The sequence below is a fragment of the Pseudomonas sp. LBUM1673 genome (assembly GCF_059695645.1).
The window spans coordinates 3730395-3743240 of sequence record NZ_CP166780.1; the positions used below are offsets into that span (position 1 = coordinate 3730395).

Below are 12846 nucleotides of genomic sequence, written 5' to 3' on the forward strand. Positions count from 1 at the left end.
TCAGGCCGGCGATAAGGTCAAGCCAGAGAGGCTGCTGGAACAGATACATACGAGGCATGGCAAAGTCCTTTCTTGTTGTTATGGCGCGACCGGATTAGCCGCCGCTGGTATTGTCTGGCCGTGGCCGGAAGTCTTCTTGCACGATGAGTGCTGCACCCTGGCCCCCTCCTCGGCTGTGGCGGGCACCAGCGGCACATTCATCAGGCAGTTGGTCTCATCCCAGGGTTTGTGCTCAGCCTGCCCCGTGCTCACACGTTTGCTCGGCAACAGGAAGTGAGCCAGGGCCGGCAACAGAACCAGCGCACCGACCATGTTCCAGACGAACATGAAGGCCAGCAGCACGCCCATGTCAGCCTGGAACTTGATCGGCGAAAACATCCAGGTGGCCACGCCGATCGCCAGGGTCACACCGGTCAGCATCACCACCTTGCCGGTGGACAGCAGTGCCCGGTAATACGCCTGCGACAGGCTTGTGCCCTGGCGCATATGGCCGAGCAGGATGCTCATCACATACAGTGCATAGTCGACGCCGATGCCCACGCCGAGGGCTATCACCGGCAGGGTCGCGACCTTGACGCCGATGTTCAGCCAGACCATCAGCGCCTCGCAGAGGATCGATGTGAGCATCAGCGGAATCACCGCACAAATGGTGGCGCGCCAGGAACGGAAGGTGATCAGGCAGAGCAGGATCACTGCACCGTAGACCCAGAACAGCATTTCGCGATTGGCCTGTTTGACGACAATATTGGTCGCCGCCTCGATCCCGGCATTGCCAGCGGCAAGCAGGAACTGGACCTCGTCGGTATTGTTTGCCGCAGCGAACTGTTCGACGTGATCCACCAGGCGGGTCAGGGTTTGCGCCTTGTGGTCGGAGAGGTAGACGTACAGTGTCAACAGGCTGCAGTCTTCGTTGTACAGCCCGCGCGGCGCCCCAGCGGTGACCATGTTGAGCATCGCCTGGTTGTTCTGCAGCTCGTACCACTTCGGGCTGCCTTCGCTGAGGCCGACCAGCATCCGACGGTTAAGCAGCGCCAGCGAATTGGTCGAATCAACACCTGGCAAGGTGCGCAATTGCCAGTCGAGCGCATCGACCTTGCTCAGGATGTCATAACGCGAACAGGCGCCGGCTGGCGTCTTGATCATGACCGCGAACAGATCGCTACTGGCACCGTAGTGATGGGTAAGAAACGCATCATCCTGGTTGTAGCGCGAGTCGGCCCGCAGCTCAGGCGCGCCCGCATCCAGATCACCGACTTTCAATTGCAGGCTGACCACGAAGCCGAGCGTCGCCAGTGCCAGGCTCAGGGCAATGCACAACGCCGCCCAGCGACGCTGGGTGAACAGGTCGAGGAAGCGCCAGAACCCGTGGCGATGCTGGCCGGCTTGTTCAGCGTGCTCGCTTTTCAGACTCAGTCGCGCGGCGCGGCGGCTGACGCCAACATAGGAGAGCAGTACCGGCAACAGGATTAAATTGGTGAAGATCAGCACGGCCACGCCGATACTGGCAATCATCGCCAGGTCCTGGATCACCTGGATCTTGATGATCATCAGCACCGCAAAGCCGACCGCGTCGCAGAGCAGCGCGGTGAGACCGGCGAGAAACAGGCGGCGGAAGGTGAAGCGCGCGGCGACCACACGGTGCATGCCACGACCGATGTCCTGCATGATGCCGTTCATCTTCTGTGCGCCATGGCTCATGCCAATGGCAAACACCAGAAACGGCACCAGCACCGAATAGGGATCCAGTTGATAGCCCAGCAGCGGCAGCAGGCCGAGCTGCCAGACCACCGCCACCAGCGAGCAGAACACCACCAGCGAAGTGCTGCGTATGCAGCGGGTGTACCAATAGAGCACGACTGCGGTGATCAGGATGGCCACGGCAAAGAAGATCAGGATCTGCTGCAGGCCGGCGATCAGGTCACCGACTTTCTTGGCGAATCCGGTGATGCGAATGTCGATGCTGTCGCTCTGGTATTGACTGCGCAGCGACTCCAGTTGCTCCGAAAGTTTGGTGTAGTTCAACGGCTGACCGTCGGGGGTGCGCTGCAGCAACGGTACGTGGATGATGCTCGAGGCCTGGTCGAAAGCCACCAGTTGGCCGATTTCGTTGGACAGTTGCACGTTGCGTCGCAATGCCGCGAGGCTGGCGGTGCCGCCATCGTAGTTGTCGGGAATGACCGGCCCGCCGTCCAGGCCCGCTTCGGTCACCGCCACCCAGCGCGTGGCCGGGGTCCACAACGATTTCATGTAGGCGCGGTCGACTCCGGGCAGCAGAAAGATTTTGTCGCTCAACGCCTGCAGGGTCTTGAGGTAGGCGCTGTCGTAGATGTCGCCCCGCTTGTTGACCACGGCGATGCGCACCGCGTTACCCAGCCCGCTCAACTCCTTCTGGTGCTCAAGGTAGTTGGCGATATAGGGATGATGGGTGGGGATCATTTTTTCGAAACTGGCATTGAGCTCGACACGACTGGACTGCCAACCCAGCACCAGCGTGGTCGCCAGGCACAGCAGCAACACCCATAGGCGATGGTTGAACAGTGCTCGCTCGAGCACCGAGCCGGAACGCGGATCAAAGTCATCGAACGCATTCGCAGGGGACTGGGGGAAATTACCAGGGGACGTCATAACCTCACTCCGAAGCGGCAGTGGACGGCTGCGCAATACGCTGCAGCCCGGTGAAACCGGCAACGATCAGGCTGCCATCGGCGGCCTCGACCAGACTCGAAACAGGCTTGCCCAAGGGCTCGCCCAGTGGCAGCAGCGCCGCCCCAGTCCGCTCACCGTTGAGAAACAGCGTGCCGCCCTGGTTGACCAGCAGCACCTGGCCGTCAGCCAGGCGGGTGGCATCGTTGAAGGAAACAGGCATGGGGACTGACAGGTGTTGGAAGCTTGCGCCTCCATCATTGGAAATAAAGGCATTGCCCTTCAGGCCGCCGACCAGCAGGGCACCATCGGCGCGGCTCTGCAAGGTGAAGAAACTCCCTTCATAGGGGCTTTCCAACTGATTGAACGAAACCGCATCGTCATCCGAACGCGCCAGATAACCTTGCTCGCCAGCCAGGAACCAGCGTGAACCCTGGCGGCTGATGGCATACAAGTGCATCCCGTTCGGGTTGGCGATGTGCCCCATCAGCGACTGCCAAGTGGCACCGCCATCCGTGGTCCGCAGAGCCAGGCCATAAGCACCGACGATCAGCCCGTGTTGGGCATCGATGAATTGGAGCGCGAGAAAGGGCTTGTCCGCGCCATCGGCGACGAGACGCTCGGCATTTTGTACACGTGCCAGTGCGGCATCCGGGTCGGTAGCCGTGGCCTGATCGGCCTTGGCGGCACCCAGTTCGAGCTGTGCCGCGCGCACGCCGTCGAGTTGCAGCGTCCAGTTCTCGCCACCGTCACGAGTGGCCAATACCACGCCGGCGTGGCCGACTGCCCAACCATTGCGCGCATCGACGAATTGCACCGCCGTCAGACTGACCGAAACCGGTACCAAGGCCTGACGCCAGCTTTGCCCATTGTCGTCGGAAAGCAGCACCAGGCCGCGCTCGCCCACGGCCACCAGACGTGTGCCGGCCCGCGCCAGATCGATCAATACGCTCTTCTGCGCAGCCGGCACCGGCATGGCCGGGGTACTCAGCGGCGTGCCCACGGCAGTCGGCCCTGCCAGGCACTCGCTCGTGGCGAAGGGCAAATACAGGGCCAAGAGCAAAGAGCCCGCCTGACTGATTCTGTTCATAACCTACCTCGGAAAAACACTCGCACCCGAGGGCAGACCGACAGGTCTGCCCTTCACTCTCAGCTCAGACTTAACGCACGCCGCGCCCGGCCATCGCCGCTGGCGAGAACTCCGAGGCCTTGTAGCGATCAACCACGCGATACTGTTCCGGCATTCCGGCGTAGAGGTTCTGGATAAACCACGCACCCGAGGTCAGGTCATAAAAACCGGCAGACAGTTGCACCAGACCTGGCAGGTCGGGAAGCACGGAAGGCAGAGACCACAGGGTCTTGGCCAGTTGACCGCTGGCATCCCAACGGTCGCCAAGCAAGGCCTGCCAGGTGTCTTCGTCGAGGTAGTAACGGCCTTTAGGCAACTGGTGGCGCTTGCCCGCCGCCAATGTCGACTCGACCACCCAGACGCGGTGCAACTCCCAGCGCACGTAATCAGGGTTCAGATGGTGCTTACCTAACAGGTCTTGCGGCTGGCCAGCGGTCTGCGCCTTGTTGGTGTTGTAGGGGACATACATCTCCTGCTTGCCCACCAGTTTCCAGTCGAACCGGTCCGTACGTCCCCCCCACACGCTCAATTCGTCGAATGACATGACCCCGGCGGTGGACGGCGTAGGCGTATCGCAGCAAGCGTTGGGCAGCGTGCGCACACGGCGCTGGCCGCTCAAATAGACATGGGCCTGGGATTTGTCACCGTTGATGTTCTCACGCCCCAGGATCTGCTCGCCGGCACGAATCGCCGGGCCGAGATTGACGAAGTGCACCAGCCAATAATCACCCGAGTAGTTTTCTGGCGAGCCTTCCTCGAAGTAGTAGGGCATTTCCTGGGACAACAGACCGTCGCTCGTCATCACCTGATTACCGTCCGCGGTCATCAGGTAGTGGCGAAAATGCATCGCCAATGAGGTACCGCGCCAGTTCAGCAAGTGGTTCCATATGGCTTCGGTACCGTTCTGTGGAATCGGGAACGGAATACCACCATAGGCACCTCCGGGTATCAGACCGGCACTGCTGTCGACCAGTTTGGCGCGGGTCGCATTCTTGATCGTGTTGTCATAGACCCACTGCGGCGCGGCAGCCGTGCGCCGGGTCGGATAGACATCGATGCGATAGGTGTCCGGGAAGCGCTTGAACAGCTCCTTGGTTCCGTCGCTGAGCTTGTCGGCGTATTTCGCCAGGTTCTGCGCGGTGATGCTGAATAATGGTTTGTCTGCGGCAAACGGATCGCCGCGCTTGCCGCCCGGTGTGTAGGCCGGATCGACCTTGGTGTAGCCACCGTCCCAGGCCGGTATGCTGCCGTCGGCATTGCCTGCTTTCTCGGCACCGAAGGGTGTCAGGGTCTTGCCCAGCGTAGCTGCTTGTTCGGCGCTGGCGGCCAGGGTCATCGGCGCGGCAGCAGCCAGCAGGGTTAAGCACAAGGCCTTTAGAGTGAACTGAATGGTCATGCGCGAATCCTCTTAGAACGTGGTCTTGACGGAGAAAGCCAGGTAGTCCCGGTCTTTCAACGACTGCTTGTAGTTGAAGTGGTTGGCGGCATCGAGCGTGGTGTCCTCGGGGCCGTAGAAGTGGGTATAAGTCAGTCCCACGGTCACTTGGTCCAGATAGGTCGCGGTGACGCCGATGTTCATGTCACCGCCTTTATCCGGGCCGAACCCGCTGACCGCGGCCGACTTGCCCATGGGGAAGTAGCTGATGCCCATCGGAATACCGATATCCACGCCCGGGAAGAACTGGCGATAGGTAGGCGTGTACACCAATTTGAAGCCCAGACCGTCATCGGTGGAGTTAGGGTCAAGGGCCGCGCGGTTCTTGGTCACGGACAGCACGCGGTTCCAGGCCATCTCCCCGACCAGACTGGCTTCATTGGCGATGAAGGAAGGCCCCAGCGATGCCAGCACATTGAGGTTGACGTGGGCCGTCCGGCCAACGGCGTACAGAGCGTCATCGTTGTTGTCCGCCTCGACGCCCGGCAGGACGGTCTGGGCGTTGGACACCAATGGCATGTTCCAGCGCGTCGATGCCTCACCGGCAAAGCTGTATTCGCCCACGGTGGTGGCGAAGCTGGCCCCCAGGACGCGAATATCTTCGGGATAAACCCAGGAGTATTCACCGATTTCCCCAGTACCGAAGTCAGGCCCGGTGGCATTCGGTTTCAAATACAGCGCTGGCGTTTTCTCGTGATACTGGAGCGCATACAGACCGTAATCCACTGTCCCGGTAGTGTATTTGAGCTGCAGACCGCCCTGACCGGAGTTCCTGGCTTTCTTGTCTTTGCCATGGAAGAACGCTGCCGGGCTATCGGCATTACCACCAAGGAAAGCCGGGAATGGCCCGCCAGTGATCAGTCGCTCATTACCTTCGCCGATGGTATCGCTGGTGGAGAAGTAGCTGCCGGAGCCAGGCAAGCGAGTTTCTTCCCACTCCAACTGGTAGAAAGCGCCCAACGACATGTCATCGGTCAGTTGGTAGGTGGTCGATAGCTGGTTGACCGGCCGGGTGATTTCCTTGAACTGGGTATTGGGCACCGATTGCGCCTTGACCACGTCCACCGGCGCCATGGCACCGGCAATGCCGTTGGCGCCGAAGAACAGGCTCTCACCCCAGATCAGGCCGTGGCGCCCCGCGCGAACCGACAAGGCACGGTCGGCCAGCTCGCCGTTCCAGTAGACAAAGGCATCCAGCAGTTCGCCATCGCCACCGTGCAGATGACGAGTGTCACTGGTGAATTCGTCGAAGCCCACCGAACGTTGGTTGGCACTGGCCGCGTCGTTGTTGTCGTTGCGGTCCTGGTAGACGGTGTCGTACCAGGCGGCACCGCTCAGACGGGCACCGAAGTTGTGATAACCAATGTCCATTTCGGAAAGAATATCCAGACGATTGGAGATCAACCCCTTGCCGAAGTTGTGATCGCCGTCATTCTGGTTCAACGCCGTCTGCCCCTGGCTGAGTTTGCTGCTGGGGTCCTTCAGGCGCCAGGCCGAGCTGTATTTCAGCGTATTGTCCCAGCGCAAGCTAAGGTCGGGATTGCCGGTATCGATCTGAAAGGCCTGGGCAGCCGAAGCGCCAAGCCCCAGGCTGGCCGCAAGGGTCAGGGTGAAGGGGATACGCCGCGACGCAGCGATCTTGCGAGTAACCATCGAAGTAACCCTCTTTATTGTTGTTGTATGTCAGCTCTTCTGGTGAAACAGCGCCCGCAGTCGAGCCAGGCCAGGCCTGCACGGGTTTGAAACATCCATGGGAGAGCGAAATCAGTCCTGCCGGCGCCTCAGATGGGCTCTGCCGTGACCTCAAGCATCCGCCTGACCAGGCCGATCCGGTCGAAGCTGTTGTCGTGGGCAATTTCCTTGTCACCCGCCAGCACCGAGCTTTCGCTGATGAATTTGCAGCGCTCGTAACGGCGTGCCATAAAGCGTTCGAGCTGCTGTTCGACGCTGCCACCGGCGACCAACTCTTCGCCAAGCACGACAGCATCTTCAATGGCCATGCCGGCGCCCTGGCCCAGGTGTGGTGTCGTGGCGTGCACTGCGTCGCCAATCAGCACAACACGGCCGCGGTACCAGGGCTCGCTGACGAACACCACCTCCAACGGCTTGTAGACCACCTGGTCGCTGTCGCGGATCTGCTCGCGCAGTTCGCCGATCAGGCCGGTGAAACCGTTCAGGCGCTGGCGCATCTGGGCCGCCAGCGTGGCGGCATCCATCCGGGGGTTGGCGGGCTCATGGGAGGTCACGAACATGTACATCTGATCGCGGTCCAGCGGCACCAGCCCGGCATTGCCGGCGGGCCCCTGGAAAGTGGCCAGATGATCGATTCCAGCTGTACGCGGCAAGTTGTAGCGCCACACCGATTGACCGGTGAAACGCGGCTGGTACTGCTCGCCGAACAGCAAACCGCGCATCTGGGAGTACAGGCCATCGGCCCCTACGACCAGGTCGTAACGGCCGCGACTGCCATCGGTGAACAGCACATCAACACCCTCGTCCACCTGCTCCAGGGTTTGCACGCTCAGGCCCAGGCGAATCGAGGCGCCCAGGGCGATGGCGGTGTCACTGAGGACTTGATGCAGGGCCAGGCGCGAGATGCCGACGTTGGCCGGGTATTCGGGGCCGGCCAGACGCTGACCGGGAATCCGCGCCAGCTGTTCACCGGCCGTGGTATGGATGGTCAAATCCTCGAACGCGTAGCCGGCATCCAGATAGCCGTCCAACACACCCAACTTGGCCATCTCGCGCACTACGTTGCTCTGCTGGATGATGCCGACGCCGTAGACTGTCCATTGCGTCTTGAGCTCGACAAGTTCGACTTCGATGTCCTGGCGACGCAAAGCGATTGCGGCGCATAGACCACCGATACCACCACCGACGATAAGCACTTTTTTCACTGCTTTCATGCTTGTCTCACTCTTATTCTTGTTATTTACGCAAGCGTTCTGCCGGAGCGATCCGAGGCCTCACTACCGGCTGTTTCTGCACGCATTCGCTACCGCGTTGTGCTCACTTTCTCGGCAAAGCAGGCGTTTGACTAATCGCATGTAGGGATACGATGTATCAGCAACCGCGATACGTTGATTAAGGTGCACACGCCTCCAATTGACCCGCTTCGAGCACCAGCCAATCAGCCTCTGCATGCCATTGCAGAGCACTCAGGCTTTCCCCCAGGCACGGCCCGTAGATGCACAGGCCACTGTCCGGAAGGAACCGGGCGCCGTGGGCGTAACAGACAATCTGGCTGCCATCGACGCTGAGAAAACGATCCTTGCGGTACTCCAGGCGCACCTCAAGATGCGGGCAACTGTTGCGATAGACCCGCACCTCGCCGCCATGGCGCAGGGCAAACACGCTGTCCTTCCCCGTGCCCAGGGGATCGAACCCGCGGGCCTGCCCTTCGACCAGTTCATCCAGTCGACATAGCGCAATGGCGACGTGACTCATGGACGAAGTCCGCACTCAGGCCTGCTTGGGCGGCGGACCGCTCGGGAACCATTTTTCCCTGGAAGTGAACAGGAACAGCTGCGAGTTATCCGCCGACAACGGCGCCTGGCGCGCTTGCCAGGTGTCATCGTGCTTGTCCATGTCTGCGTCGTATTCGATGTGACAGCCCAACGGGCTGTTGAAGTACCAGAACCAGTTGGAGCCGAAAAGGTGACGGCCCGGCCCCCAGAAGCTGGTCCAGCCTTGCTGTTCGAAGCGTCGCCCGGCCAGCAGCACTTCCGTGCCGCTGCCCATGTGAAAGGTGAAGTGCTCGCAACCCTTCATGTGCGGTGGCGTCTGGATCATGAACAAGCAATGGTGGTCATCGGAACCGGCTGGACGCATGAACGGACCAGCGCCAACAAAGGTGTCGGTGGTCATGAAGCCCAGGCGCTTGTAAAAAGCTTCGGCCTTCACCGCATCCGGTACGAAATACACCACATGGGAAAGGGTGCGCGGCAGGGCCTGCATATCGGGGTTGATGGCCGGTTGGTTAACCGGGCGCTGGGGGGCATGGCCCGGGGCATTGGTCAGGTCGGCCGGCGCACTGTACGGGCGCCGCACACTGACCTGAAAACCAATGGCAAAACCCATATCGTCAACACTGTGCACGGAGCCATCGGCACCGCAGGTCACCAGGCGATCGCGCCCTAACTCATCGGCGATGGCCTCAAGATCAGCCACGCTGGCCACGCCATAAATGGTTTCACGAATCGATGGTGCTGGCCCGATGGCCGCCGGCAGACTGGCATCGTCAGCCCGGCGGATAATCACGGCGGTGCCGTCGAGGGCTTCGAAACGACCGCCCTCGCTGTCGACATCGACAGGTAGCAGGCCGTAGTCACGCAGGCAATGGGTACAGGCTTGAATGTCGTCGACGCCAAAAATCAAGGCATCAAGGCCGATGATGTTCATTGTTACCACTCCATTGAAATTATTCAGCACAAGGGCCGGACATCCCGCTTATGGGAGCAATGCCAGGCAGTGCGCTGCTGATGCTGGTTTTGGAGTCGATAAAGCGTCACGGCCAACCGACTGTGGGCCGATACTGAAGTGGCGAAAACTCACTGACTAATCGCTTGTCGGGATGTGACCTATCGGCAAACGCGATACTTGGCTGCACAGCGCCAAGTGACGTGGAAAATCGAATGAGCATCGGTCGATGCGCCCCCTCACGGGGCTTGACGCCGCGATAGGAAGGTCGGAAGGTATTTGCAAAATAAATACAAAAATCGAGACCGCCATGCGTTTTAACCACCTGGATCTCAACCTCCTGGTGGCGCTTGATGTGTTACTGGAAGAGCAGAACATCACCCGCGCCGCCGAACGCCTGCACATGACCCAATCCGCCACCAGCGGTGTACTGGGCAGGCTGCGTGTCTATTTCGAAGATGAACTGCTGGCGCAGGTCGGGCGCAAGATGCAGCCCACGCCCTATGCCCGTGAACTGGCGGCGCCAGTGCGCCAGATACTGCTGACGATCCAGTCCTCGATCACCGCCAAACCGGTGTTCGACCCAGCCACCAGCAAGCGCCATTTCCGCCTGATCACCTCGGACTACCTGATCAGCGTCCTGTTTGCCCGGGTGATCCAGAAGATTTACCTGGAAGCCCCGCACATTACCTTCGAACTGCTTGGCCCCGGCGACACTTCCACCGAGCTGCTGATGCGCGGCGAGGCCGACATGATGATCGTGCCTGAGCGCTACCTCATCGAAGGCCACCCATCGCAGTTACTGTTCGAAGAAGAACACGTTTGCGTTGTGTGGGAAGGCAACACCCAAGTGGGCGACAGCATCAGCCTCGATCAGTACATCGAGATGGGCCATGTATCAGTGATTTTTGGCCGCAACCGGCAACTGAGCGTCGAAGAATGGCTGATGAGCCAGTACGGTTTCACTCGTCGCATGGAAGTGGTGACCCACGACTTCAACACCTTGCCGCAGTTGATCGTCGGCACCCAACGCGTCGCCACCATGCTCCAGCGCATGGCCAGGCTCTACGCCAACTACCTGCCGCTGCGCATCTTGCAACCACCGGTGAAAATCCCGGTGATGCGTGAGTTCATGCTCTGGCACCGCACAATGGATGGGGATCCGATGCACCGTTGGCTGCGGGCGAAAATCAGTCAAATCATCAACGAGCTGGAGCAGTAGTTGCCGCCACTGCTCGGAGGCGGGTCAGGTGCGGAAGTGCCCGACGGCCGCTTTGAGCTCACCGCTAACCTGCTGCAAGTCGGCCGTTGAGACTTGCAGTTGCAGGCTTTCCCTTGCGCTGCCCTCGGCCACTTCGCGCACCCGCGTCATACTCTGGCTGACTTGCTCGGCCACCACGCTCTGCTGCTCGGCGGCCGCGGCAATCTGCTGGTTCATCTGCTCGATGCTGGACACCGCCCGGGTGATCCGCGCCAGTGCCTGAGAGGCTTGCGCGGCAAGAACCACCGTTTCATCGCTCAGCACATGGCTGCCTTGCAAGCGCTCGGCGGCTTGTTGGGCAACACCGCTCAGACGAACGATCAACCCTTCGATTTCCGTCGTCGAACGCTGTGTGCGCCGTGCCAGGCCGCGCACCTCATCGGCGACCACGGCGAAACCGCGACCATGCTCGCCAGCACGCGCGGCCTCGATGGCGGCATTGAGCGCCAGCAGGTTGGTCTGCTCGGCCACCGCTTTGATGACATCGAGCACGCCACCAATCGCCGCGCTCTCCACCAGCAGGGACCGCATGGCTTGCGCGCAACCACTCATCTCCACAGCCAGATGGTCGATCTTGCCACCCGCCTGACGCACCAGCTCATCGCCCTCACGCGCCTGTTCGTCGGCATGCGCCACCGCTTCGCTGGCCTCACCCGCATTGCGAGCGACCTCCTGCGCCGTGGCGGCCATCTGTTGCATGGCGGTGGCGGCCAGCTCGGTTTCCTGGCGTTGGTGTTCGACACCACGGCTGTTGCTCAGGGTCACTTCGGCCAGGCTGCCGGCCATGCCGTTAAGCGAGCCAACACCACGGTCGATGCGCCCAACCAATCCGCGCAGGCTGCCCAGCATGCTGCCCACGGCGCCCAACAACTGGCCCAGCTCATCACGACGAACACTGCCTGACGGCGGATCACTCAGATCCCCCGCCGCCACACGCTGGACCAACTGCACAGCCTGGCGCAGCGGCTGCACAATCAACTGGCGGATCAGCAGGCTGGCCCCAATACTCAAGGCGAGCGCCAGAAAAGTGATCAAGCCCAATTGGCGATCGGCATTGCGATTATCGTCCAGTACCGCCTGCCTTTGCTGTTCATCGGCCTGGGCCAGCAACTTGCTCACCTGCTCGGTTTGCGCGTTCATTGCCGCACTGCTTTGCGCACTTTGCCCACGGCTGTCGACGAACTCGAGGAAGGCCTTGCGGTAGTCGCCCAAGGCCGTGCTCGCCTCCTGCAGCGACTCGCCTTGCTGCTCGCCAAGACCGAGCGCCTGCATGGCGGCCAGCAGGTCACTCATGCTCATTTCCCAGTCGCTGCGGTAACGCTCCTCGCCATCGAGCGAGTAGTACAGTTCGCTGTCACGCAGCTTGGCGAGCTTGTCCCGCAACGCGGCGGTCTGCTCAAGCCGCACCATCTGATCGCTGTTCGGCGGTGTCCCCTGCCCCAACTGGGTGTTGAGCACATCCAGTTGATCGAGAAACAGCAGGGTAAAACTATCGCCAGCCGTCTGCGCCAGCGTCTGCATTCGCAGGCGGGCTTCGCGAGCCCGATGCAACGAATCGGCATAGCCGAGAAACTGCTCCAGATAAGCGCTGACAGCCGTGCGTACGGTGGCGCGCGATGCGCTATTGGCCGGTTCATCATCGAGTTGCTGGCTCAGTTTTCCGATCGTCTCGCGTACCTGCTCCAGGCGCTGCGGAGCAAGGTCCAGGGCGAATGCCTTCTCCGCGATACGGGCACGCAGGATCAGTGCCTGGATCGATGACTCCTGACGCGATTGCTCACCGCGCTGCTGCAACACACCCAGAGAACGAAAAGCAGTGACCGCCACCCCCAGAGTAACCAGCAGCACCAGGCCAAAACCCAGCGACAGCTTGGCACCCACCGATAGATTGCCAAGCACACGGCTCAGTACAGACATGCCCATCTCCTTACACAGCATGGAAAGAATGCCGTGACTGAC

At 61.0% G+C, this 12846-nt stretch carries 9 protein-coding genes and 1 pseudogene; 1 reads left to right on the top strand and 9 read right to left on the bottom strand.

The genetic code is table 11. From position 1 onward, the window contains the following. Positions 1-78: 78 nt before the first annotated feature. The 7 genes from ACA044_RS17105 to ACA044_RS17135 form a co-directional block, all read right to left on the bottom strand. The gene (locus ACA044_RS17105) at positions 79-2625 is read right to left on the bottom strand and encodes an efflux RND transporter permease subunit (protein WP_497442470.1); all 2547 of its coding nucleotides are present in this window, start codon (positions 2623-2625) and stop codon (positions 79-81) included. A 4-nt stretch (positions 2626-2629) separates the two neighbouring features. After that, positions 2630-3733 carry a YCF48-related protein gene (locus ACA044_RS17110; RefSeq protein ID WP_497442471.1) on the bottom strand — a complete coding sequence of 368 codons (1104 nt, stop codon included), beginning with the start codon at positions 3731-3733 and terminating at the stop codon, positions 2630-2632. 70 nt (positions 3734-3803) lie between these two features. After that, positions 3804-5168, bottom strand: coding sequence for a DUF1329 domain-containing protein (locus ACA044_RS17115; protein ID WP_497442472.1), 1365 nt, complete (start codon positions 5166-5168; stop codon positions 3804-3806). A 12-nt stretch (positions 5169-5180) separates the two neighbouring features. Beyond that, positions 5181-6860 (bottom strand): DUF1302 domain-containing protein, encoded by a 1680-nt coding sequence (locus ACA044_RS17120; RefSeq protein ID WP_497442473.1) that lies wholly within the window; start codon positions 6858-6860, stop codon positions 5181-5183. Between the two features lie 128 nt (positions 6861-6988). Continuing rightward, positions 6989-8113: an FAD-dependent oxidoreductase gene (locus ACA044_RS17125; protein WP_497442474.1), complete on the bottom strand. Its 1125-nt coding sequence runs from the start codon at positions 8111-8113 to the stop codon at positions 6989-6991. Positions 8114-8291: 178 nt separating this feature from the next. Next, a complete protein-coding gene (locus ACA044_RS17130) occupies positions 8292-8654 on the bottom strand; it encodes a Rieske (2Fe-2S) protein (protein ID WP_497442475.1) in 363 nt (120 codons plus the stop codon). A 15-nt stretch (positions 8655-8669) separates the two neighbouring features. Next, on the bottom strand, positions 8670-9608 hold the full coding sequence (locus ACA044_RS17135; RefSeq protein WP_497442476.1) for a VOC family protein: 939 nt from the start codon (positions 9606-9608) through the stop codon (positions 8670-8672). 328 nt (positions 9609-9936) lie between these two features. On the opposite strand from ACA044_RS17135, the gene ACA044_RS17140 reads away from it, so the two are divergent. Continuing rightward, on the top strand, positions 9937-10848 hold the full coding sequence (locus tag ACA044_RS17140) for a LysR family transcriptional regulator (protein ID WP_497442477.1): 912 nt from the start codon (positions 9937-9939) through the stop codon (positions 10846-10848). Positions 10849-10872: 24 nt separating this feature from the next. On the opposite strand, the gene ACA044_RS17145 is transcribed toward ACA044_RS17140, so the two are convergent. Continuing rightward, positions 10873-11736 carry a methyl-accepting chemotaxis protein gene (locus ACA044_RS17145; protein WP_497447247.1) on the bottom strand — a complete coding sequence of 288 codons (864 nt, stop codon included), beginning with the start codon at positions 11734-11736 and terminating at the stop codon, positions 10873-10875. Continuing rightward, a pseudogene (locus tag ACA044_RS17150) lies at positions 11731-12825 on the bottom strand (HAMP domain-containing protein); the annotation flags it as partial. The pseudogene ACA044_RS17150 and the gene ACA044_RS17145, both read right to left, overlap by 6 nt. Positions 12826-12846 lie beyond the last annotated feature (21 nt).